The sequence below is a fragment of the Hymenobacter nitidus genome (assembly GCF_020447315.1).
GTDB lineage: Bacteria > Bacteroidota > Bacteroidia > Cytophagales > Hymenobacteraceae > Hymenobacter > Hymenobacter nitidus.
This window is the reverse complement of record NZ_JAJADQ010000016.1, coordinates 1-23,583: the sequence shown is the minus strand read 5'-3', so window position 1 is coordinate 23,583 and position 23,583 is coordinate 1. Positions and strand designations below refer to the sequence as shown.

The 23,583-nt window shown below is 59.5% G+C and carries 22 protein-coding genes; 3 read left to right on the top strand and 19 right to left on the bottom strand.

Annotation, left to right across the window (positions count from 1 at the left end; translation table 11 throughout):
• Positions 1–342: 342 nt before the first annotated feature.
• From LGH70_RS22365 to LGH70_RS22345, 5 genes are all read right to left on the bottom strand, one after another.
• Entirely contained in the window at positions 343–1,905 is a 1,563-nt protein-coding gene (locus LGH70_RS22365; protein ID WP_226190148.1) for a PDDEXK family nuclease, read from the bottom strand.
• Positions 1,906–2,375: 470 nt separating this feature from the next.
• Complete coding sequence (locus LGH70_RS22360; RefSeq protein WP_226190146.1) at positions 2,376–3,383, bottom strand: site-specific integrase; 1,008 nt, start codon at positions 3,381–3,383, stop codon at positions 2,376–2,378.
• A 364-nt stretch (positions 3,384–3,747) separates the two neighbouring features.
• Positions 3,748–5,061, bottom strand: a complete 1,314-nt coding sequence (locus LGH70_RS22355; protein WP_226190144.1) for a type II toxin-antitoxin system HipA family toxin — start codon at positions 5,059–5,061, stop codon at positions 3,748–3,750.
• 2 nt (positions 5,062–5,063) lie between these two features.
• A complete protein-coding gene (locus tag LGH70_RS22350; RefSeq protein ID WP_226190141.1) occupies positions 5,064–5,429 on the bottom strand; it encodes a helix-turn-helix domain-containing protein in 366 nt (121 codons plus the stop codon).
• A gap of 621 nt (positions 5,430–6,050) precedes the next feature.
• A complete protein-coding gene (locus tag LGH70_RS22345) occupies positions 6,051–6,449 on the bottom strand; it encodes a hypothetical protein (RefSeq protein WP_226190139.1) in 399 nt (132 codons plus the stop codon).
• A 615-nt stretch (positions 6,450–7,064) separates the two neighbouring features.
• Here LGH70_RS22345 and LGH70_RS22340 point away from each other — a divergent pair.
• Positions 7,065–7,325: a hypothetical protein gene (locus LGH70_RS22340; RefSeq protein WP_226190130.1), complete on the top strand. Its 261-nt coding sequence runs from the start codon at positions 7,065–7,067 to the stop codon at positions 7,323–7,325.
• 73 nt (positions 7,326–7,398) lie between these two features.
• Here the strand turns inward: LGH70_RS22340 and LGH70_RS22335 are convergent, their stop codons facing one another.
• The 13 genes from LGH70_RS22335 to LGH70_RS22275 all read right to left on the bottom strand — a co-directional run bounded on the left by LGH70_RS22335 (position 7,399) and on the right by LGH70_RS22275 (position 18,559).
• Positions 7,399–7,764: a DUF2458 domain-containing protein gene (locus tag LGH70_RS22335; RefSeq protein WP_226190128.1), complete on the bottom strand. Its 366-nt coding sequence runs from the start codon at positions 7,762–7,764 to the stop codon at positions 7,399–7,401.
• Positions 7,765–7,789: 25 nt separating this feature from the next.
• The gene (locus tag LGH70_RS22330; protein ID WP_226190126.1) at positions 7,790–8,179 is read right to left on the bottom strand and encodes a hypothetical protein; all 390 of its coding nucleotides are present in this window, start codon (positions 8,177–8,179) and stop codon (positions 7,790–7,792) included.
• Positions 8,180–8,195: 16 nt separating this feature from the next.
• Positions 8,196–8,735, bottom strand: coding sequence for a hypothetical protein (locus LGH70_RS22325; RefSeq protein ID WP_226190124.1), 540 nt, complete (start codon positions 8,733–8,735; stop codon positions 8,196–8,198).
• A 6-nt stretch (positions 8,736–8,741) separates the two neighbouring features.
• Positions 8,742–9,632, bottom strand: a complete 891-nt coding sequence (locus LGH70_RS22320) for a hypothetical protein (RefSeq protein WP_226190122.1) — start codon at positions 9,630–9,632, stop codon at positions 8,742–8,744.
• Positions 9,633–9,663: 31 nt separating this feature from the next.
• On the bottom strand, positions 9,664–10,935 hold the full coding sequence (gene traM / locus LGH70_RS22315) for a conjugative transposon protein TraM (RefSeq protein WP_226190120.1): 1,272 nt from the start codon (positions 10,933–10,935) through the stop codon (positions 9,664–9,666).
• A gap of 133 nt (positions 10,936–11,068) precedes the next feature.
• Positions 11,069–11,968, bottom strand: coding sequence for a DUF4138 domain-containing protein (locus LGH70_RS22310; protein WP_226190118.1), 900 nt, complete (start codon positions 11,966–11,968; stop codon positions 11,069–11,071).
• Positions 11,969–11,987: 19 nt separating this feature from the next.
• On the bottom strand, positions 11,988–12,728 hold the full coding sequence (locus LGH70_RS22305) for a conjugal transfer protein TraK (RefSeq protein WP_226190116.1): 741 nt from the start codon (positions 12,726–12,728) through the stop codon (positions 11,988–11,990).
• A 42-nt stretch (positions 12,729–12,770) separates the two neighbouring features.
• Entirely contained in the window at positions 12,771–13,184 is a 414-nt protein-coding gene (locus LGH70_RS22300) for a hypothetical protein (protein ID WP_226190113.1), read from the bottom strand.
• Positions 13,185–13,467: 283 nt separating this feature from the next.
• Positions 13,468–14,595 carry a conjugal transfer protein TraG N-terminal domain-containing protein gene (locus tag LGH70_RS22295; RefSeq protein WP_226190110.1) on the bottom strand — a complete coding sequence of 376 codons (1,128 nt, stop codon included), beginning with the start codon at positions 14,593–14,595 and terminating at the stop codon, positions 13,468–13,470.
• Positions 14,592–17,207, bottom strand: a complete 2,616-nt coding sequence (locus LGH70_RS22290; RefSeq protein WP_226190108.1) for a TraG/VirB4 family ATPase — start codon at positions 17,205–17,207, stop codon at positions 14,592–14,594. The genes LGH70_RS22295 and LGH70_RS22290 overlap by 4 nt, the downstream gene beginning before the upstream one ends.
• On the bottom strand, positions 17,176–17,502 hold the full coding sequence (locus LGH70_RS22285) for a hypothetical protein (RefSeq protein WP_226190106.1): 327 nt from the start codon (positions 17,500–17,502) through the stop codon (positions 17,176–17,178). The genes LGH70_RS22290 and LGH70_RS22285 overlap by 32 nt, the downstream gene beginning before the upstream one ends.
• A 6-nt stretch (positions 17,503–17,508) precedes the next feature.
• The gene (locus tag LGH70_RS22280; RefSeq protein ID WP_226190104.1) at positions 17,509–17,925 is read right to left on the bottom strand and encodes a hypothetical protein; all 417 of its coding nucleotides are present in this window, start codon (positions 17,923–17,925) and stop codon (positions 17,509–17,511) included.
• A gap of 58 nt (positions 17,926–17,983) precedes the next feature.
• Entirely contained in the window at positions 17,984–18,559 is a 576-nt protein-coding gene (locus LGH70_RS22275; RefSeq protein ID WP_226190102.1) for a hypothetical protein, read from the bottom strand.
• A gap of 248 nt (positions 18,560–18,807) precedes the next feature.
• Here LGH70_RS22275 and LGH70_RS22270 point away from each other — a divergent pair, with 248 nt between their 5' ends.
• Positions 18,808–19,194 (top strand): hypothetical protein, encoded by a 387-nt coding sequence (locus LGH70_RS22270; protein WP_226190100.1) that lies wholly within the window; start codon positions 18,808–18,810, stop codon positions 19,192–19,194.
• 87 nt (positions 19,195–19,281) lie between these two features.
• Entirely contained in the window at positions 19,282–21,867 is a 2,586-nt protein-coding gene (locus LGH70_RS22265; RefSeq protein WP_226190098.1) for a toprim domain-containing protein, read from the top strand.
• A gap of 20 nt (positions 21,868–21,887) precedes the next feature.
• On the opposite strand, the gene LGH70_RS22260 is transcribed toward LGH70_RS22265, so the two are convergent.
• Positions 21,888–23,583, bottom strand: a 1,696-nt coding sequence (locus LGH70_RS22260) for a hypothetical protein (protein WP_226190096.1), incomplete at its 5' end; no start/stop codon positions are given.

Genomic DNA, 23,583 nt, shown 5'->3' with positions numbered 1-23,583 from the left:
TCATTCAACTCCTGCTGGGCGCGCCCCGTTCACTGGTTATGGTTGAACAGGGGTGCAGCCCAAGCGGGTATAAATCAGATGGCCCCGACAGGTGGAGCAGGTGCTCGGAATCGCTTGGCAGCATCAGGAAGCTCCTCTGGGGGTGGGGTTCCGTGTGGCATACCAGCTTGGTGCAGCCGTCTGCAGCGGGCTTGCTGCCCGTTCAGCGCCGTGGCTGGTAAGCGGTATGGTGATTGGCAGCGATCACCGACTGGCGAATGCCGTGGCCGCAGCGGGAATCGGGTGCCCGCATTCTCCCAGTCACTTCCAGTACCGGTGAGCCAGGTGGCTCGGAAGCGGTTATTAGGGGGTGAAGTATTTGCGCTTTATCATCTGATGCCTGTTGAGGAAGCGCTCGAGTTCATATCTGGACCAGCAGTGATAATTGTGCAGGTGCCCGTTCTTGACAAACCCGGCTAGCATATCATATAAGGTGGCGTCTATTACAGTTGTCGTGAAAACCCCATACCCTTGTGCGCCATACTGCATAATGACATTAGCCGCGTTTGGCAATTTTGCCGCTGACAGCGACGTGCGGGTAGACAAGTATTTGCACTGGAACACGTATAACTCTGGTGGTCTGCCTGGCACCGTCCGGGTTTTGATTACTATATCCCTACCACCATCCCTCGAACGGGAATTGCCCATTTTTTGAATAGTATTCGAGTCGAATCTTGGATCGCAATACAGAATATCATAACAAAGCTCCTCGAACTTCTCGTCATCCAATTCTGGCCATTTGCATTCTTCAGTAACTGAAGCTTCAAGTATGGTTTGTGTTTTTGCGTATGCTGGGTACAGGAATTTGTTCAACTCTTTGAGTTGTTCAAAGCTTAGGGGGCTTTCACTAAAAAACACATATTTGAAATCCTTGTAACCGGCAACAACGATGTCGCCCAGTTCTGAAAGATGATAGCTTATCTGTTCCGTATCGATTTTAACAGTTCTGGTGAAGCTGTGAGCCTTTTTGCCCGGGACGTTATTGTCCTTGAAAAGGTGGCCCTGAAAACCGGGGTCATGTGTGATGATGGCGTTTAAGTGCAACTCAGGCGTGGGGCTATGCCGCTGAGCCAACAGGAGGGCAGTGCATTTTATGGAATGAAAGAGCTGATCAAGCTGCCTGAAGTATAACGCGGCGGTATCCGAGACCAATACGAGTGAGCCATTGTAATGCACTTTCTCAGCTTGTTCCAACCTGGTGGTGTGCCCGATGCCGGAATACAAGGCCAAGGCACCGTTCAGATCGGTTCCCGGGGGAATGATCCAATTTTCGGTTGAGAAGTAGATTGGATCCGCGAAGTCTATGGAGAGTGGATTCCGCCAGAACAGATAGCTCTGCTCGGGGTACTTGCGGTAAAGTTTGTTGAAGTATTTTCTTTCGGATTTATGGTATTCCGAGGCAATTTCCGAGTGCCCTTGATTGACCAGGTTCGCCCAATATCCATTAATCAGATCCGGGAAGTGGAATACCCTTTTGTCAAAGCTTTCCTCATACTCAGCTACTGTAGCCCAAAAAGAAATAACATCTATATCGTCATAGACCGTAAGCTCTTGGCTTATGACCTCAGAAAAATACGCGAGCTCCTCTCGTAAAGAGGAGGTGTCAGTTGATTTGCAGGTTATCCTGAAGTATAGATGTATGCGGTCTTTGTTCTCGTATCCAGAGCTGATCACCGATATGAAAGGAGCAATCGTCTCGCAGCAGTAAGAAACCATGCTATAGTCCTGAACGATATCAACGCTGCTTTGCGTAAAACCAACTGATGATAAAGGAAAAAGCAGTTCAAGTTCGCTACCAGCATTGGCATGGCGCTCAAATGCATCGTGATCTGCCTTGTAAAATTCCTCAACCAAGTAGCGTTCCATACTGGATCAACAATTGAATTATGGCGGAAACCAATTTCTTGCTAATGGATAGGCCGTTTCCGCAGAGTTTTCAAAGATGCTGCTTCACAGGTAACAACCAGGACTTTTTCATCGCTCTCCGCTTGTATTAAATGTAAAGTGTTAGTGATAGCAGATGGATTGAAGCAGTTGCTTGTGACGTGAATGTATTCGCGCTATCGCCCTTTCAACGGGCCAGCCTTCAGGAAATTGGACACAATGAGCAGGCCAGCAGTGCCCGCTACGGCGGATTGAGAGGCGCCAGGATAACAACACCCTTGGTCGAGTTGGCCATAATCTTAGAGGTAGTATTATGCGGGTTGGCCTCTACGGAGATATAATCCAGTTGGTGTAACTCACGGGAATTGCCGAGGTCAGTCAGTCAGGTAGATTTCCGGCACGCCGCATCTAGGCAAGAGTGAGAAGTGGCCTACATATCGAAAGCTACGATATCATAAGCCCAGTGAATGAGCCGCGTTATACGCAATGATATCGTCCAGCCGGGAGTAGCGGCTGATCATGGCATCGGATTTCTGCTTAGTCTGGTTTTTGATAAACTCGTTGGATTGCCCGTTTAGCTTGGCGGTGGTGATGAACGAGGCCCGCAGTGAGTGAGCAGAGTATTTCTCGCCTAAGTGCTCTTTGACGAGCAGGTTCACGCGCCGGTCCGACAGGCGGCGGCGGGAAGGGGTGCCGGCTTCGCCGGTTTTGCCTCGTAAAAGCGACACGAATAGCGGCCCGGTGCTGCGCTCGCCCAGCAACTCCACCCAAGCTTTGTATGCCCGGATGGGGCAGAACAACGGATTGGAAGCGTAGAAAACGGCTTTTTGCTCCAACTCACCGGCCTGGTTGGTTTTGCTTTTGGGTAAATTCAAGACCAGGGCCGCATCGGTAAGCTCAATATGCTCCAGGTTCAGGCCAACGAGTTCGGAGCGGCGGAAGGCGCCGGTGAACCCTATTAATAGGAGTGCGCGCGCGCGTACGCCTTCGGGTCTATTCAAGTCAAGTGCGGCGATGCATTTTTTTAAGTGGGCCACCGAAAACGCTGGGGCCTGTTTTTGCTTTTTGCCCACGGCGCGGGCCACGCCCTTGCGCAGTACGTCCAATGCCGGCGCGTTGACGGCCGAGGGTAACCCGAGCAGCTGGTGGTTTTTCTCAATGGCGGCCAGGTGCCGGTTGATGGTGGCCAGCTTGCGCGGAAGGTCGGCCAGGTGCGCCACGTAGCTGGCCAGCGTGGCCACGTCGGCCGGCCAGGGAGTGAACTCGTGTGCGGCGCAGAAGGCTTCGTAGCTGCGCAGGTCGGCCGAGTACGCCAAACGAGTGTTGTCGGCGCCTTCTAAGCCTAGGGTGAGGTAGCGCCCCACATTAGGCGCTACTTGGTTGGCCAGGTCATTGGCCAAGGCCAGCGCCGGTAGTTCGCCGGTCACGGCCGGCAGATGCTTGTTGGGTTTGGCAGCCATTTACTCGTCGGCGACCGTCCCACATCCGGGTATTGCCGCCGGCTAAAGGTACGCAAAACCTAGGTCCGATAATGAACAATTATGGAACCTAAGTTTTGTTTGAGGCTGCAAGAGATGGCAGGCATTATAATTAATACTTATGATACCTAAATTGTCCGTGCTTCTCCCGGAATCCGGGCAGTGGACGCGTTCCAGTAAGCATGCTTCATTGGAGCCGATGGATTTGCACGAAGTCCGACCCGCCTCTGGCGGCCGGCGGCGCCCGGTACTGGGGAAATGCCTGAAATGCTCTGTCAGCTGAATTGCCCACTGGCGGACGGAGTTGCGCCGTCTCCATTTGGAGCTGTGCTCATGGGAGAGCTGTCTATAGCTTTAGCAGGGTTGCTGCAACGGCATCGCGTAAGTTCGGGGCCACATTCACCTCCTCGGCAAAAGAGGGCCACCGATTAACGGTCTCGCTGATTTCCGTAATAATGCTCTGGGCTTTGTCGACAGCACTCCTCGTCCGAATGGAGCGGCCGATGCTTAGCAAATCATCCCGGGAAATACCCTGTCGCTTGCCGTTCACACTCAACGCGTGCTGGCTGACCCACGGGCTCCCGGGTCGGTACGCGTGGCACACATCGTACGCGGGGGTTGATTCCCAGTCGTGGTCTTTTTTCAGCCGAAAAGCGAAGTTCTTCGTGTGATCGTCGCAGTTGCGTGCTATCACGTTGAACACCATCCGCCGGAACATCTGCTCCGCTTCGGGATAGGACAGCCCAAGCTCCCGCATCGTTTGAAACAACTGCTCGTAGCTAAAGCTGGTCACAGCAGTGTAGTCGAAGTGATTGATTGCGCACAGGGTCTGCACGTGGTGTTTGGTGCTGCCGCCGTCCCGGTCGAACCGCTTGGTCATAAAATGCGCCCGGCCATTCTCCTCCAGCAGTCGCGAGGGCATCATGTCGATGCCACACGCGAGGGCCATGTTGTAGTAGGCCATCTCTACCCGCCCGTAGCCGTGGGTGGCCCCCAGTTGGACATCGCTGACCCCATCGAGTTTGAGCAGCCAGTGTTCGAATCCCTGAGGCGCTTTGGTTTGCCCGGATTTCACCTCCCCGGTTTTTTCGTTGTAGGCAATTACCGCTTTAGGACGGGCGCCCCCGGCGGAAGTGCCTATTTTTAGGATTTCCATCAGGGCCTTTTCCTCGCCTTGATTCATATGGGCCAGGAACTCCTGCTTGGTGGAAAGCATCTTTTGCGCCACCGCCACTAAGCTGTCAATTTCTACCGAAAACGTATTCTTGTTTTCTTTCAGGGTGGTGGGCTCAAATTCCAGGGCTCCCATGCCCCGTTGGCCAATAAAGCAGAGCATCTCCACCGGATTCATGCTGTCCGTTGGGCGGCCCTGCTGCGATAGCCACAGATTGATTAATTCATTGCCGTAGCGGTCGGGCAACACATCGGCCAGCAGCCCAGGCAGTCCCTTGAAGGTATCAAGCCCGCTTTTCTCCTTTTTGCGCAGTTCGGGGAAGGAAAAAATGGCCTGCGACGAGGAGACGGGCATCTTAAGCGGAGCCAAATCCCAGCCTTGTCTTTTAAAGGCCGGGTCGTACTCAAAGGTGGCGGTGCCGGTTGCTTCGTCCCAGAATACGGCCCCCACGAACTCATCCCAAATATTGATTTTAGCTACTTTCATCGTTACCAATCGGTGTTTCGTTTCCCGCCTTGTGACGCTTTACTGGCTTTGCCCGTCGACCATGCTCGAATTCGCTTGGTCTGCTCCAGCTTAGCAATGGCTAGCGGGCTGACCATTTTGGGGACGGTAAACGCCTCCATAGTATAGAGCAAATCGAGCACCCGCAACACCTGAATCAGGGTGGCAACGGTTACCGTTTGTCCCCGCTCCAATAGACTGAGTGTTGACCGGCTAATGCCCGCGGCGTGGGCTATGGCTTCTTGTGATTTGTTCCGGGTTAGTCGGTGATGCTTCACAAAGGCCCCAATGTGGGCTGCCAAAGCATCATCACTCATTGCTGCCCAGTGGATGTATGATATATCAGTCATAAAGGCTAAAAACGGTGACTTTTGAATGACTTATCGTGCAAGTTACGTTTGCAGCTACTGTGAAACAACATTGAGTGATAAATCATGCAATAAGGCCTGATTTACTACACGGTGTATGACATATCAGTCAAAAGTATTACGTGTTACTTGCGTTTGGGCCGAATCGGTCTTCTGCTAAGGGTTTGGTTGAATACTAATTGGCAAGGAAACCATGCCTATAGTTGCAGGCAGCGGATACTGCGGCCCAAAGATGCGCCGGGCGAGTTTCAGGCGTACATCAGTCGGCTATGAGGGCGAGGAGGGGGAAGCGGGGGAGGGCTCGCTTGACCTATCAGGGGTTGCCCCTGCGGATGAAGCCGCAGTTCAACGGCTGCGTAAACAGTAAGGCGGATGTTGTCTACTATGTACTCCTCAGCGAATGGGCTCTCAATAGGCTCATCGCACCCGGTTTATAGTTGATGCAAGCGGTTCTCTGGCACGTATGGGCCATTTTTAGTGCGAGTCTGCGCAGTGGCAATGGGCTCATCAAGGGCTCACTGGGTTGTTCGCTCCTAAAAGAACCAGCTATTAAAACCGATAGGGGCTTCCCGCTAGCTACAGACCTGCGGCCGCACACTGTTGCTAGCGGGAAGCCCCAATCCTCTGGGGAAAGAATGGCCTGCATGAAAGCGGAGTAGCCCACGTCGCGTCGTTCCAGCCCACATCGCGTCGTTCCAGCGCATGACGGCGTAGGGCCAAGCTGCTTTTAGCGCCCGCAAAGCCGTCCCGTTCCATGGCTTGGCGAAAGCGCTCAGGCAATCCTTGTAGCCAGTGCTGGTAATCCTCCTCGGTTACATCCCCATCGGCCAGCTGCTGGTAGCGATACGTGGCGTTGCCCAGCCGGAACAGCCGGGCCGTCTCGGCCCGCTGGCTTTCAGGCAGCTGCTGCAGGGCCTGCAACTGGGACTGGTGCTGCTTGTCGAGCGGGTGGCGGGGTTGGAGCATTTCTTCCATCTGATTCAGGCCAGCAGGGCCACTCATGCTTTTTCCAGTAACCAGGAGCCGTCGGCCGACAGTGGGCTTTCATTTCCAATAAGAGGCTGAAATTGACGAATATTTTCCATTAAGACCCATAAAGGCCCTGTCAGATGTAGGTTCTGTGAGCTTATAAGGCAGTAAGAAGCGATAGAAGCTTAAGGGCAAGCATGGCCTTGGTAAGAGGTTGCTCCTCCGCTGGAAAGCGCAGGAGAATTGTCGGCGCGCCATTACAAGCTTTTCAGCCCAGCGAAGGAAAAATTTTGGCTTTAAAGCTCAAAAGATGCCCTGATTAAGCATATTGGCTAGCTTTGTCCCATCAAACTGATTGCCGAGTATGCTAGCTCTGAAATTCTCCGCTTTGCATAAATGCCCCTCGTCAGCAGACCTCGCTGCGGACTGGCTGAGCTGGGCTCACCGGCAGCCGCTGCCCATCCAGCAGCGGCCGGCCCTCTTCGTGGGTTCCCTCGACTAACGCTCCCTTCGTGCTGTAATCCGCAGGTTGCTGCCTCACTCGCAAGACGTGGAGGGCGGTGCCGCTGATTCGCTGTTTCCTGCCCGGCCCCATTCGTGCGGCCACGGGCAGGGCGTTGTCAACCCTTTCCGTCGAAGCAAACCCATATGTCCGCCAGTCCTTACTGCCGGTTCTCCAGCATCTGCCCTACCGTGCAGGCGCTGGTGATCCGGCTCATTCAAGAAGAATTCACCCCACAGCTATCCCTTTCCACTGAAGCACCCGAGGCGGCTTGGTCCCGCGCCATTGCTCTGGCCGACCCCTCTTTTCTGTATTGCACCGCTCAGGAGCCCACCATCCGGCTTTGCCCGGAATCCTACCCGCTGCTGCACCAGTGCCTGCAGCGGGAGCTGACCAAAGCAGCGTAGCACCACTGCGAACTCTTACAAGAAAGGCCGCCCAGATTTCTGGACGGCCTTTTTATTGTGCCAGCGGCAGGAGCTATTGACTGGCCTGCACGACCAAGGCATCGTAGGCACGCAGCTCCTGGCAAAACAGAGCATGCTCTTCGGGCGTCGCAAACCAATAGAAATGCCTTTTTTCGTCGGTCATTGAAATCAGGCGAAGCACGTCAACCGAGTAGCCAAAAGCTGCCAAAAGCCGCTTGAGTAGCGGGGCGTATAGCTGGCGCTCATCCTTTTTGATTTCTACCAGCCGGGCGTAGTTGAAGCGCTGCGCAGTTGCCCAGGGCTTCATTTGCCCGTGCGGCATGCGGTTGAGGCGGAAGCGGACGAAGCGCAGGGCCGTAGGGTAGTTGATGATGAGCGCCGGGTCGGGAAAGCCCGCATCAGCAAAGGGAGAGTCCATGGAGGTATTTCGTATAATTCCTTCCCTACTGCCCAATCACGTACACCGGGACGGCCTGCGCATTGGTGCCGCGGCCGGTTTCCTTCTTCACTTCCCGCCCGTCGAGCAGGATAGAGGCTGTAATCTCCGATGCGGCCGTACCCCCGTCCAGGCTGGCCAGCAAACTCAGGTGGTCACCCCGCTTCATGGTCCGCTTGAAGCGGTAGGTGGCCGGCAGCGGAACATTGTTAAGGGTTGTGGTGCCGCCGCTCTCGTTGTCGTAGCTGATGTAATCAGACAGGGGAGCGGTGGTGGAAGAAACGCGGTACTCCACCTGGTATTCGGTTGGGCCGGTGGGGGCAGCGTCGTCTTTGGAGCAACCGGCAGCGGTGGCCAGGGTAGCAGCGCTCAGCAGCAGACAAGTCAGTCGTTTCATAGGTCAGAAAAGCAGGTTAGCGGAAATGGTAGCGCAGTCCGGCGCTGGCATAGCCCGGCCACTGGTCGATAATGGGATTGTTGAGCAGGTAGCCTTTGGTCGCGGTGGCTACGAGGGAAAAGCGGTTACCCAGGAAGCAGTCGACTTCGGCTCCGGCCTGCGGACCGTAGGTGAAACGCTGCGGCTCCCTGGCATCCACCAGTAACTCACCCGTGCCGTTCTCATGGGTGCGCTCGTAGCCGGCTGTGGCGCCCAGCAGCAGGTGCACGTAGGCGACTTCCCCGAGGCGGAAAAGCTGCGGGGCGAGCAGTACCCGGCCCGCGTAGCTGGAGTATTCGCCGCGGCCGCCCAGGTTGCCGGCGTCGCGCAGGGCGCCGGCGCGCAGCGCCAGGTGGTTGGTGAGCATGCTGGTGTAGCTCAGCTCGTAGTAGTCGCCTTTCTCAGAGCGGCCTAGGTGGGCGCCCCAGCTGGAAATATGTTTAACGTGGCGCTGGGCAGAGGCCGGCACGGCGCCGGCCCCCGCCAGCAACAGGGCCACTAGCACTAGGTTCTTCATAGGGGATTAGTTGCGGGGGCGGGCCCGGTCCGCTTTGATAAGGGCGTTTTGCACCAGGATGTCGGAGTAGACCATTTCGGCCGCCTGCCGGGAGGGGCCGGGCTGGGCGGCTTCGGCCAGCAGGCGGTCAGCTTCCTGGCGCAGCTGCATGGCCTTAATCATGTTGTCGTTCGAGGTGTTCAGGGCCACCATCCGCTCGCCTTCGGTCATGGCGTAACGGCCGGGGTTCTTCAGCGTGGCATTCATCTCAATGCTCTGCTGGGTCATCTCGTCGGCAATCTTGTAGTAGCCGAAGGCGGTGGCAATCTTCTTTTTCTGCATCATCTCCTCGTAGGCGAACGTGGAGACGGCGGCTTCCTCGCGCTTTTGCTGGTACTGCTGGGAGCTCATGCGGTTGTTGCCGGCCGTAGCGCCCGAGCCAAAGCGGGAAAACACGTCGTACACCGTGTTCAAATCCTGCTGGGGGTTGTTGAGCTGCAGGGCCTGGCGCAGGCGCTCGGCCTTTTGAAACACGGGCATGTACTGGTTGCTCTGGCCCCGGCCCGACATGGCCAGGGCGCGGGCAAATAGCTCCTGGGGGTTGGAGAGGCGCAAATCCTGAATGCTCTGCACCTTGCGCAGGTCGGCTTGCACCTGGCGCTGCAGCTGTAGGGTCTCGTCGGTGATGTCCTTGACCTGCCCGGTAATGTCCTTCGTGACGCCGGCTATTTGCTTGGCATCCTTTATCACTTGATAGTTCTTGACCGTTTCGGTCCACTGCTTGAGGCGTTTGGCAAAGTCGCCGATGTGCACGCCCATGTGTACGGGGTCGTTGACCACCATCTGGGCGGAAGCCTCATGACCAGTAGCCAGAATCAGCGCGAAGGCCACGAGGGCCGGCAAAAGCGTCTTTTTCATTGTCGTAACCGGTTTAGTAAAAGGAGTTGAATCAGCGCGCGGCCGCCTCCGGACCCAACTGGCCGGCGGCCGCGGTGGTAATCAGGATGGGGTAGCCGTCAGGCAGCAGCACGTCGCGCAGCCTGGTGCGGGTCTTGGGCCGCGAGAGCACCGAGGCAGCTACCCGGCCGCCTACACCCACCACGGAGTTGGCCGCCGAGGCCGAGCGGTCGATGGCCGTGCTGATTTCCTGGGTGGTCTGCTGCTGCAGCTCGTTGCCGGCCATCCCGGCTTCGCGGGCCACGCGCTTCACCGGGTCAATCATGATGCCCGGCATGTAGTTGAAGTCGTAGATGTCGGCCTGCACCCGCGTCGGCCCGAGGCGGTTGACTTCCAGCGTCACGTTGTTGGTGCCCACGGTGGCCACGCCGGCAAAGACCATGTTCTTGGGGAAGGTTACCCCGGACACTACGGCATCCTCGAGCAGGCGCAGGATGACCACCGAGCCGGTGCGTACCTTCTGCTCGCCGTTGATAACGCACTTGAAAAACACGTCCGGGGCCAGCTGCTGCTCGCGCTGGCTGCCCTGGGCCATCATCCGGGTAGCGTTACCCACCTTCACGGTATTGAAGCCGTCCATGCCGGGGGCACTCATGCGACTGGCCAGCAGCTGCGCGGTCTGGTTAGGGTCGCGGTAGCGCTTGCCGGTCATGCGCTCGTATGCCGCGCGAGTTTCCGGCGGCGAGGAGCCCAGCATCGCCAGCACGTCCGGGTCGGTCTCAAACGGAGTGCCGTCCACGTCGCGGGCCGGCACCAGGCTGCGACCCGTCCGGACAGAACCAGCGCCCGAGCGGCGAGCCGTACTGCCCCCGGCGGTCAGGCGCCGGCGGGGTACGACCAGCGTCTGTGCCCGGTAGGAGCCGGTAGCCGGGTCCTGAATGGTGGTTTCAATCGTGTCGACGTCGGCCGCGGCCAGGCGGGCCGCTTCTGCCCGGCGGCTCGCGGCCTGCGCGGCTGCCTGGGCGCGGCGCCGCTTGCGCAGGGCCAGCCCGGTGGTGTCAACGGCAAACACGTCCACCACATCCTGGTCCGTCGCCCGGGCCGGAGCGCTCTGGGCATCCTGCTCGGCGCGGCGCTGAGCTTCAATCTGGGCGGAAGGCGAGGCAGCCGGTGCCGGCGGCGCGGTTTCTACCGAGGGAATTTCGGGCTCGATGTTGGCCGAGGCGGCCGCCACCGGCTCGCGCTCCTGCTGGGCCGCCCGTTGCGCGGCTTTCAGCCACAGCAGCAGGCCACCGATAATAAGGACCACGAGCAGGCCAGCCAAGGCTACCCAGTTGGCGCGAAGTAGTTCTGCCGGAGTGCGTTTGTGGGACTCGGCCGCCGGAGTGGGTTGCTCACTGTCCGGACGGCTGGGCAATGTAGGAGGTGTGATAGGTTCCATAACGGGAGGAGCGGCGTTAAATGGTGGCAGCGCGATTGATGACGCGGGAAGGCACAGGCAGCACCAGCACCCGGGCGCCGTTGAGCTCACGCAGCGTTACTTCCAGGAAGCCGCGCTCGGTGGCCGCGTACAGCGGAATGGCATAAGTCAGGTAGCCGGTAGTGCGGCCGGTAATTACCTGGTTCGGGCTACCGCCTGAGGGGGCCAGCGGGCGCCGGGCCTCGTTCTTCTTGCGGGCCAGAAACTTCTTCTGGGCGTTTTCCACCAGCTGGAAGTCGGTGAAATCCACGTTGTAGTCAATGTTGGTCTTGTTGATGACCTTGAAGCGCAGGTAGGTAAAATCCTTGTCGTTGCGCACGTTGGCCAGCGACAGCACTAAGTCGTTGTCGACCACGGCCACGGCCTGGTGCTCTTCCCGGGCTTTGCGCAGCTGGCTGAGCTTGCCCTCGACGACAGCTTTCTTTTCGCGCTCCTTGTCCAGGGCCAGCTCGTTTTCCGGCGCGGCCCCCGTGGACGAGACGCTTTTGCCGTTAATGCTTAGCGCGCCGTCCTTTTGAAAGTCGTAGAGCTGCAGCACCGGCCGGTTAGCGTACACCAGCCGGCCCATCCAGTACTTCGAGCCGTAGCGGATGAGCATGGGCGTGGGCGGCGCATGCTTGCGCTTGGCGCGCACAAACACAGCGTTTGCCTCAATCTTTACCAGATAGTTATTAGCCATGCCTACATCGACCAGCGACACGGGGCCGCCAAAAACCAGGTAGGTCGTGGAGGAGTCGGACACGGCCACGTCCAACAGGTTGTCGGAGGTAGCTAAGGCTGTAGTCGGGGTGGCGGCAGTACTTTGCGCAGCAGCCGGCGCCGTCCGAAGAAGTAGTGAAAACAGCCCGAGCAAGGCCGGAAGGGTGTAAAGTCGCATCGGAGAAAGGGATTGGTGGTTAGTTAGCCGGGGCAGTTGGAGCAGGCGTGGTGGCCGGAGCCGCCGGCGCGCCGGCCGGAGCCAGGCCGCGTTCGGCTTCCTGCAGGCGGCGCTGGCGGTCAGCCTCCTGGGCCTGCAGCAGCTCCTGCTCTTCCCGCGTCAGCTGCGGCGAGTAAGGGATGTAGTCGAAGTTTGTGATGAGCAGCCCGTAGGGGTTGGCATCCGAGCGGTTGGTTTCCACCAGGTTGAACTTGGCGGCCAGCGGCAGGGGCTCCTTTTGCTGGCCCCCGATGAAAATGCGCTGCTTGATGTAGACCGCGCCCGACCAGGGGCGCTTGCTCATGTCCACCAGCACGCTGTCGACGGTTACCACGTTGCGGGCCGCGTAGCGCTCGTAGTTCTGCAGCACCTGCCCGCGCGTGAAGCCTTCGTAGATGCGACGGCCGCCGCGACCCTCAATCAGGGGCAGGGCCGCGTCCAGGTTGGCCTTGAAGGTGTATTGGTCGTGGCCGAACATGGTTTGCATAAACTGGCGCACCAGGTTGCGGGCCTCATAGGGCGTGTGGGCATCGTTGCCCGCCGAGAGAGCCGCCACCGAGCCGGTTTGCGAGACCACGTACACGCGCCGGCCGCTGTTTTCGTAGGCGCGGTACACCAGGAAGCCCGAGGCCAGGGCCACGAGCAGTAGGGCCAGCACGCTGCCCAGCGCCAGGTTGCGCATGGTGGAGAAAGAAGTACTTAAGTCTTTGGCGGAATCCATTGGTGAGTGGTTGTGAGTGTTGGAAGGGAATGCCTTTTTGCCCTACTGCCCCGATGATTGGAGCGTGAGGAAGGTCATCCTGTTGGGTTCCGGCAAACCGGAAGGGTCGCGGTAGGGGTACACTATCAGGGCAGGCTGCTTCTGATTGTTCTGCCCCGTGTAGGCATACAAGGTGCCGCGTACCGTCAAGGGCTTATGGGGCTGGATTTGCGACACCGTGAAGCGCTCCGGCTTTGTTAGGCCCTGGGCTCCGACCTTGAAGCTGGCCAGCGAATCGGTGCCATTAGGAGCGTACAGCGGTAGCGAGGCCGGTACCTTTTCCTTAGGCCCGTAGCCTATGGGTTGCCAGCGGAGCACGGCTTCGTAGGAAATGCGGTAGCCGGGCGCGGTGCCGACTTTTCGACCACCGGGGCGGTCTGGGTCCGATCCCCACATCCAGGGTAGCGTTAGCTGCATCGGCTCTGTCTTCAAGACTTTGGCGGAAACGACCTGCAGGTAGCCTTGCTTTGGCGTTTGTTGCTCCACGCCCGGGCGCACATCGAATGTAGAAGGGGACAAAGGAGCCGGCGCGCTGCCGGTTGGAGCGGCGGCTGCGGGGGCAGATTGGCTGGAGCCAGGTTCCGTGGTAGTAGCCGGTGTGGTGTTGTCTGATTGGCAGCTCGAAGCAAGGCAGCAAAGCATGATAGCAGCGAAGGATAAAGGCAGGCTTTTCATAGCGTGACAGGTTAGGTGGAAGGAGCTATTTGGTCCAGATGCCGGAGGCGCGTTGCCGGTAGGATGGGTTCAGCGCATCGGACATCGTTATGACCGGCAGGCCGGAGGAAGCGGAAGCGCTGGGAGCTTCGCTACCGGAGGCGTTACTGCCTGAGGCGGCGGCACTACTGCCTCCTCCCCCACTCCCACCGCTGCCCCCATTCCCCAGCGCGCGACCAACGGCACTCGATAAGCCGCCCCCACCGGGAGCCACGACGCCGGCGGCAGCCGTCGCCGCGCCAACAGCCATGCCCGTCATGGAGCCGATAAAACCCTGCGCGGCCGAGGAGCCGATAAACATCGACGTGAGGTAAGGCACCATCACGTAGAGCAGCACGAAGGCTACCGAGGTGAGCATGAACATCTGGTCATCGACTGACTGCTGGGGCCCGTTCACGATGTTGCCAAACAGCCCTCCGGGGGCGCGGGCCGACTCGGCATAGAACTTATAAAGCGTGTCGAGCAGCACGAACGTGAGGCCCCACATCTGCACCGCCAGGAAGTTCTGCAGCCACTTCATGGCCAGCTGTCCGAAGGAGGGGACGACTGACAGAGTCATGGCAATCGGGCCGCAGACGTAGAGAAAACCCAGGATGAACTGCTGGATGAACGTCATGATTTTGCGGATGATGAGCACCGTGGTGGCCGTAAACAGCCGGGTCATCAGCCCCGAAAATGTGAACGTGGACAGCGTTTCTGAAATGCTCGTCATCAGCGCCGAAGCGCCCGAGACGATGTCGCCGATACCCATGGAGTCGTTACGAGCCGCTGCTGCCACGGCCGGCGGGGTGGTCAGGTCGCGCAGAGCTTCGGCCGCTGACTGGTTCGTGGCAAACAGCGCCGTAAAGGCCGCAATGCCCGTGCCCAGCGTATCCATCAGCGTCTGGTAGAAGAAGAGCAGGAAGAATATCCAGGTGGCCTTGATAATCGGCCCCCAGTCCATGGCCAGGCCGCTGCCCGAGATAAAGCCGCGCCCGATGGTGTAGAGCAGGGCAATGCCCATCAGCGAAGGGGTGATGAAGCGGCAGGCGGTGAGCACCACTTGCAGGGTCTGGTCGCAGGCCCGCAGAAAGCCCGGGTCGATGCCGTAGGCTACCATAGCGAGCATACTCATTTCGCCAGGGCCCCTTTCCGGGCCTGTTTATCTTCCACAAACTGGTCGACGGCGTAGTCCAGGCGCTGCACCCGCACAGGTTCGAACTCAATCTGCCCCTCGGCATTGAGCAGCACGTGGCCGTTCTTGTCGGTGCGGGGCCGCTGCTGGGTCTGCTGGTAGAACTTGACCAGCTTGTTGAGGTGGTTGCGCTCCACGGGCTTCGACGTCAGGATGGCATCCAGCTGCGGCGAGGCCTCCAGTGCAAACACTTTCCCCTTCGCGCCCTGCTTGATGAAAAACTCGCGCAGCGCCTCGGTGGAGCGCACCGACTTAATCAGATCCATCTCGTGGCCGGTCAGGCCCAGCGGGGCCTGCAGCTGGGCCAGCGAGTCGGGGTTGACGTGGCGCAGGATAATCTTGGTGGCCGAGTTGTTGATGATGGCAGGCCCGATCTTGCTGTTGGTAATTTCGGTGATGCCCTGAGTGATGATGGTGACCGAGCCATTGGTTTTGCGGATGGTGCGGTACATCGACTCGATGAACTCCGAGAGCACGCCGGAGAGCATGGTCCAGGCCTCGTCCAGGGCGATGTACTTGATGTCGTCGGGAAACTTGCGGAACAGGTCCAGGCTCAGCTCGGTGATGAGCATGGCCACCACCGGGTACAGGTCCGGGTCGGCCTGCACCTTGGCCAGGTCAAAGCAGATGAGCCGGTACTCCGACAAGTCCACGTCGCGCTTGGCGTTGAGCACCCGCTCGTAGCGGCCGCCGGTGATGTACTGACCCAGCACCAGGAAGAACTGGTGCATGTCGATGTACTTCAGGTTTTTCTGGTACTGCCGGCGGGCTCCGTCCAGTGGGTCGGGCTCTGCGCCCTCCCCTGGCACGGCCACCGGTTTCTGCATTTCCTGGTCGTACTGCTCCACGAAGCGGTAGAAGCTTTCCATGCCGGGAAACTCCTCGTCCTTCTGGTTCAGGCGCGGGCTCTCGTTGAGGCAGGCGTAGTACTCAATCAGAAAGCGCGAGAGAATGGTACGCTCCGACTTGTCCAGGGCCGTGTCCTTGCCACCCTTCCAAAGCGCGGCCAGCAGGGCCAGGTGAAAGTTGGTTTTCTCGTCGTTGTAGAGCCACTTGCCCGCCGCGTCGCGCGGCACCACGAAGGGGTTGAACTCGATGGGACGCTGCGGGTCGTACTCGAAGTAGGTGTTGTCGAAGTCCTCTCCGTTTAGCGACTGCAGCACGTTGCGGTAGGAGCCGCCCACGTCCATGATGATTTGCCGGGCGCCCTTCTCGAAGCGCTGCACAATCAGGTTGCCGAAGGTGTAGCTCTTGCCCGAGCCCGAGGGCCCGATGACAATGGCGTTCTGGTTGTCCAGGGCCGTGTTGAAGAGGTTTACCTGCACCAGGTTGCGAAACCTATCAGTCAGGTACTCACCCACCGGGTCGGTTTTGTAGGTAGCCGTCCAATGGGTGTAGCAGGCGCCGCGGTCGGCGGTGCTTGTCAGCCAGCGGTCGGGCACCTGCCAGGCGTTGCCGGGCAGCAGCCCGAAGAATACGGGCAGGGACAGGTAGCTTTCCACCACGCTCTCGGTACCGAACATGTAGCGGAAAGCCGCCGTGGCCCGCTCCACGTTCTCACGCCGGCTGGTGTCGTTCGTGTCCCAGAGCACGCAGCTCAGGTGCAGGCCCACAATCTGCTTGTTTTCGGCCCGTACTTCGGCGGTGAACTCCTCGACTTCGGCAGCACGCAGGTGATTATCCTGGGTGGCCAGAAACGAGAGGGAGGCGTTGAGCTTGCGGTCGGTATCCAGCGAGCTGAGCTCGGCGCGGGTATCCTGAATCAGCAAAGCCTGCGTGAGCACGTGCGGGCATTGCAGGATGTGGGTGAGCGGGTAGAGCATCGGCGCCGTCACCCCGTAGGAATTGCGCACGGCCGGGTAGGCGTCGGAGCCCTGCCCTACCATGCTCAATACGTTTACCTTTTGCTCGCCCACGCTGAAGGTGCCCAGGTCGTTGCCAATTTCGCGCTCCTGCCGGGTGGGCTGGCCGTCGAAGTTGAGGTTGAAGTACTGCAGGTAGAGCTGGTGAATCTCCGCGCTGGGCAGCCGCTCGAAGGTCACGCCGCCCAGGTTCTTGATGCCCTGGATGAATTCCACGGCGCCGCTTTCAGCCGCTTCGAGCGTGTGCACGAGCTGGGCAAACGGGTTTTTGAGCACCGCTTCGCCGGCGCGGGCCACCAGGGCATTCACGGCGTTGGTCTTGGGCGACTTCACGGCTACCGGGGCGAAGGAGAGGAACAGGTAGGACTTCTGAAACAGCACCAGCCGCTCGAAGAAGTGCTTGTTCATCTTGTTCTCGAAGTAGGTCTGCTGGGTTTTGTCCTCGCGGTAGGGCCGGTCGTAATAGATGTCAGTTTTCTGCACGATAGTGCCCACCGGCAGGGGGCGCAGCACGCCCACCAGCGCGGTCTGGAAGGCGTCGTAGTCGTCCGAAGTCCAGCTTTCCATCTCGGCGGGCTCCACGCGGAAGCCCACCGCGACGCGGCCGTCCTTGAAGACCACCTTATCGCCCTCGAAGCTGTGCACGGGCATCACGGCGTTAAACGCGGCCGTTTTGGGCTTTTTGGTCATGGTTGGGGGTGGGAATAGGCCCTACCGCTAGGCGGCGGGGCTGGATGAAGGTGAAGGAGAGCCAGCCCATCAGAAAGCCGGGCGCCTGCCGCTTGCTCAGGTAGCGCAGGCCCAGAATGAGGCCCAGTTCGATGAGGATGACGAGCAGGTACACCAGGCGCGGAATCTTGACCGCCATGCCCAGAAAGCCGAGCAGCAGCACCGAGCCGATGAACAGGCCGACCATGATGCCCAGGTCCTGGATGTTCATGCCCAGCACCTGGGCGGGCCGCTCAATGGATTTGTAGGAGCGCATGGCCGGTTAGCGTACGCCCCCGTCCCCGCCGCCCACGGCGCTGACCAAATCGTCCTTGAAGAGCTGGAAGCCAAACCACAGAATCACGCCGCCTACCAACCAGCCCAGAGAGCCCAGCGCGTCGGGCGCCCCCTGCACGAACTTCATCACCACCCGAATCAGGCCCACGATGAGCACAATGGCGAAAATGACCTGCACGATACTTACTACTGTTTCCTGTACGCCTTCAAGCGCGGCCGCGGCACCTCCGCCGCGCTGGGCACTGGCGGGGCTGGTGGCAAGAGCCAGGGTGGTCACTAGGGCCGCTACGCGCTGCTCGGCTTTGGAAGGCTGGTAAGTCTGACCCGCGGCGGCCAGCGTGTGCAGGGTTTCAGTAGCCGTTGCGGCGTGGGTACGGGCCCGGAAAAGCAAATGGGTTAGCATAGAAAGGGGTAATAGGTGGAAACAGGGCGCTTATCTCCCCGAAAAGCAGGTGTGACATCTAGGAAGGTTTAGCAGTGGGCACGGGGCTGCCGGCGCCGGGAAACAGTTCGCTAAGGGCGGCGCGCTGGGCGGCCGCGTCTGTGCTCATGCGGGCACGCCGCTGCTGGCGCAGGGCGATTTCGGCAGCGCGGTTAGCCTGGTCGTTGGCCGTTGGCGCCGGCGCGGTGATGGGGTTATGAAACAAGGCTGCGGCCGGCTCTTCGTCAGCTTCGGACTCCGGCTCGTGACTTGAGTCTGCAGGTGCGGCTACCACTTCCTGCGCATCCAGCAGGGAAGCCAGGGCGCCGGCCGCGTGACGAATAGAGGTAGGCTGGGGTGTTTCGTCCAGGGACGTTTCTTGCTTCCTTTCCTCCTGATCAGCAGCGACCGGCTGCGGAGCCGCGGCCGGAGTCAGGGCGTGCTCCTCCTCGGCTGAGGTCGCCCCATAGTGGAAGGTGCGCAGGGAATGGTGGTTGCGGGTGGCCGTCGCGGCCGGAGCCGCCGGCAGGCCGCTGCCCTTGAAGCGCCACCAGAGCAGCGCCGCCAGCGCGGCCAGGGCCAGTATCACCACCAGTAAGAGTAATCCGGAACGCATACCGGCCCCTTACGGCAGGATGCGTGTTTGTGTTAGTTAAAAGTTAGTGAAAACTTAAAAATAACTTGGTCGTATGAAGCGGCTATCCGTGAGGTGGCGTGTTGCCGGTTGCGACACCGCAATCGGTAGTAGATAGAAGATTTGAGTTTTTCCCGAAGGGCATGGCATCTTGTAGCCGTGGTTTGCGTCCTTTGGAGTATTGCTCTGATCTTTTAGCCCCTACTGCCCCCGGCAGCACACCTCCTCGCATGTCGTCATCTGACCATCTATCTGCCCCGTTGGGGTTTCCTGACCTTAGCCTGTCTGCGCCCTACACGGAGTGCCTGCGCTACGTGCAGTTTCGCCTTAAAGCCCTTCCCCAGGGTGATTTAACCGCTTTTTGTGCCCAGCATGGCCTGACCTATACCAATGTCGTCAACCTGAAGAATGGCAAGCTCAAGCGCGACGAGCCGCGCCTCGTGCAAAAGGTGCTGCGAGCGCTGGGTGTCTCCACGGAAATCGTGCGCATCGACATCGGCAGCGGTGCTAATCAGTACGTGTTTGGCACCAGTGAGCTACTAACCCAATTCCGCGAGCAGCTGGCCTTCTTCGACGGCGCCGCGCAGCGGGCCGGCGGTTCGCCACCGACCACCTAACCCCGGATAGCTTTCCTGCTTGGGGCCCCGCCCCCGGGTGCTGGCAAGGAGATGGAGCTGTCCGGCTCCACTCCCCCAGCCTACCCTATGAACGCACCCCGGGAAAACGACCCTACTGAACTCGACCGCTTCAAGCGCGACATTGACCTGGTTGACTACGCCCAGCGCCAGGGCTACACCATCAAAAAGGAAAGCCGCCGCGGCGACTGGCATCACTTGGTTAAAGACGACGAGCACGTCATCGTCACCCGCAAAGGCGACCACCAAGTGTACCTGAACACCGGCGACGACCGCGACGCGGGCTCCATCATCGACTTCGCCAAAACCCGGGGCGGCGACGGCCACGGCCTCAACCTGGGCCAGGTGCGCCAGCAGCTACGGGAGTACCTTGACGGCGCCCCTGCCCCGGCCCGCCAGTATGCGACTCAGTACGCCACCCCACCCGATGCCGCGCGCCTGAGCAGCCTGCCCGTGGGCGACCCGGAGCTGGCAGCCCGGCAGACGGAGGAGGAGCGCCGCACCCGCCTGATTTCTGAGGTGCTGGGCGTCAAAAAAGAGCTTACTGACCGCGGCTACCTGCACGGGCGCGGCATCACGGATGCCACCCTCGACAGCCCGGCTTTTCAGGGGCGCATCTTCACCGCGCAGCAGAACGAGCACAGGAACACGGCCTTTCCCCTCTACAACGAGCACGGGCTGGCCAGCGTCGAGCAGAAGAACGAGCACTACAAAAGCCTGCTGCCCCTGCCCAAAAACGGCATCTGGGTGTCGCACCCTACCGAGGGCAAGGACACGCCGGTGGAGCGCGTGGTGGTGAGCGAGTCGGCCATTGATTCGCTGTCTCACTTTCAGCTTAAGCACGGGCAGGACCCAAAGAACACCCTGTACATTGCCACCAGCGGCACGCCCACCGAGGCCCAGATTGCCCTGATTCAGCGGGTCATTGATAAGCAGGCCCCGCAGGAAGTAGTGCTGGCCAACGACCGTGATGCCGGCGGCCGGCAGTTCAACATCAACTACCTCAACGAGCTGCAGCCGGCCCGCCCGCTGGTGCCCGTGGCCGAGCAGGAAGCCTACCGCGAGGCTGGGCGGCCCGTGGAGTGGCACGCTACGAGCGATAAGTATCACACCAGCCTGAAGGTGACCTTTCACCACGAATCGGCCGAGCAGGGCGGTGCCCAGGTGCAGCAGCTGCGCGAGCGGGTGGAGCACATCAACCAGACTCAGCAGGACGGTCCTTCCCTAGCGGTGGAAGTGCAGCGCAGCACCGAGCAGGCCACCATCGTGCGCCTGACCGTGGCCCGCGCCGACACGGCCCAGTTGGAAGTCGTGGCCCAGGAGCTGTACCGGCAGCGCGAGCAGCTGCGCGCGGAAGCCGAGCGCCAGCAGGAAAGCTTTCTGCGGGTGGACTACCCGCTGGCCAAGGATTTCAACCAGGAGCTAGCGTACACTTCGCAGGGGCTGAGTGCCGAGCAGATTCGGGAAGCAGCCCAGCGCGAAGAATCGCAGCGCGAGTCCGAGCGCCAGCAGCGGCTGGCCGAAGCCCTGCGTCAGGAGCGGGAGCAGCGCGAACTCGAGCGGCAGGCCAAGCGCGAGCGGGAAAGCAGTCCCGAGGAGCAGCAGGAGCGGGAACAAAACGATAAGCGCTTCAATCAGGCCGTGCTGGCAGCGGCAACTGCCGAGGGTGAGCGGCCGGCCCGCTCCTACCGCAGCGAGCAGGAAGCAGCGGAGCACACCGCTCAATTCGTGCACGCCAAGGATGCGGGCCTAGTGCTGCTCAAAGAGTACATTCACGATAACCCCCCACCAGCCGGCCGCAAAGTCGATGAGGCCAAACGGGAGGAGCTGCGTGACCGGGCCCGCTTTGCCGAGGCGGCTACGGCCGGCACCTTAGCCGGCGCGGCAGGCGCCGACGTGAAAACGGCGACGTGGAAGATTGATGAGTTGGAGCCGGGCACGACCGGCCGAGCCGAGGCCTGGAAAGCTCTGTTGGATAATTCCGGCTACTCCATGCACACGAGTGACGTGCGCAGCACCGTAGATGAGCAGGGCATCCGGCGGGCGGAATTTGATATGCGCTACCGCAACGACCAGCCGGATATTGCCATCATTCACGCCATCGTGACCAACACCAATGCCCGCGCCACGGCCGGCAAGGAACAGTACACCGGAGTGAGCATTGTCGAGCGTGATGAAGACCGCGCCGCCCGCCAGATTGCGGCTGCTGCCGCGACCATCCAGCCCCAGATCCGGGACCGGAGCCTGGACGTGGCACCCAAACCTGCAGGAGGGCTTAGCGGCTCTGGACAGAAGGCCACTAGCACCGAATCACTTGGCAGCGAAAAGCAGGTAATTATCCGCGTAGACGAGCCGGCTGCCGCCGGAGAGCGAGGCCAAGCCGCAGCTGTACATGCTGCCGTCGTGGCCAGCGGAGCCAAAGTGGGCGACGTGCAGAGCAGCATCGATGAGCAAGGCGTGCGCCACGCTGAGATGAAGGTATCGTACCGCACCGACCAGCCTGATATTGCACGGGTAAGTCAAGCGCTCGACGCGGTGGCACAGCAGAGCGGTAACCGAGTGCTAGAGCATGGCAGAGACAGGGATGAGCGGCAGCAGGCCTCCAGCCGCGTGGAAAGCGCTCGGGTAGCGAAAGAATCCCAATTGGAGAGGTGAAAAATTATATATCAACTCTATTAGTCAGGCACATGCTTGATTTTTTGATTGTAAGCCGATGATTTTAGGAAGTCTTCAATCAACTGACGCTGGGTTTCGGATAGGGCCGGAAGCTTAAGCCTTCGACCGGCATAATCAGCCAGAAAATCCGGGAAGGAAGTTGCCTGACGCTTGGCGAGGTTCAACTGCTCCTGGCCACTTAGTGGCCGGCTCCCACGCGCCTTATACTGGCGTGGGTTTGCCTGCAAGTAGTCATAATAAGCCTCCAACGCATCCCACAGCACAAGCCGGTTGTCTGCATTAGCCATGTGGTCCTGATATGCCAGCACCGTATCAATATCCACCAGCACTAGGGGCTTGATAGTGCCTCCGAACATGCCAAGCTGGCGTAGGTAAGCTACCTGCTCCTGAAACCAGCTATTCACCAGCACATTCAGGCCCGGCATCATGAATGAGCGGTCGTGCACCACCACTAACGGGTAAAAAATCAAATTCTTCGGATTGTAGTCCGTGTCGAAAGGCAGTTGTTTTGCTAAGAGGCGCCGGATATTATTCAGTAGCTGTAGCACAGCAGTTTCACGCAAAACGTCATTGATGGGCTCGGAACTGGGCCGGTAGAATTTCTTCCGCATGGCCTCCACAAATTCGGAGAATTTCTCTCCTGTTTTCACGTCCTTATTGACGTTTACATCTTTTGATTCCAAGAGAATTACCCGCTTGCCGCGACGGAAATAATAGTCAGGCTCCCCATTATTTAGCTTTTTTAAGGCGCCACTGTCTTCAATTTCTTTGCCGCTCAGGGCTAGCCCTCGGGGCTTGAGCATGGCATTAAGAGCGGGCACCAACAGGCTCTCTTCTGAGAAGCTTTTTTTGTAAAGTGAACCCCAATCCTTCTTACCTAGCAGCCGTGGCTTAGCGCTTTCATTCAGCTTCTTCAACCGGAAAAACAGCCCCTTGTGTAGCAGCTCTACTACAAAGCGCGGGTACACAATAACGTACTTACCCTGCTGCACCTTATAGAGGGGAAACTCCCGGGTAGACAGGAAATCCTCCTGTATGAGAGAGGTGCCCTCAGCCAGAATGAAATGGTCGAGAAAGGTACAGTCGCTGGCGAACTCCGCCCCTGGCTTCACCTCGATTATCATCCAGCCCGGTCCCTTCAGCATCTGTAGCACGGGCTGCAGGAGCGCAAAAATTCGCCGGGCGTATTCTTCCCAGTTGGCACAGTCAAAATGGCGGAGAAACGCAGTCAGAAGCGGCGTGTATTCCGGGTCGGCTTCCAGAAAGCGGAACAGCTGGATGAACTTAGCCAACTGCCCCATTATAACCTCGTGGGTCTCGTCCTGGCTGAGGTCATAGGTGGCGTGGTGGGTGATGAGCATCAGGCGCACCAGCGTTGGCACTCCCGGCAAGTGCTTCACCTCGGCCATCGAGGCCCCTTCCGCATCGTCAGCTTCCGTGTTGAGTGCTAGTAGTGCCCGCAAAATGCTCTGCTCCGTCTCCGCTTCTGTCTTGGTCTGGGCTTCATCGGGCCGCTGAAATACCCGCTCAAAAAACCGGAGCTTGGTCAGTTCGGTAACCAGAATGGTCGTGGATGGCGCCAGGTGTGGCCCCTGCCCTTCAAGCTCCGTGATGCGCGCCACCAGCGCGCGGACAAATTCCCGGTTATGAGGGCCGAAGATGTTGCTGAGCACCTCCCGATAGGGCTGCACGCCT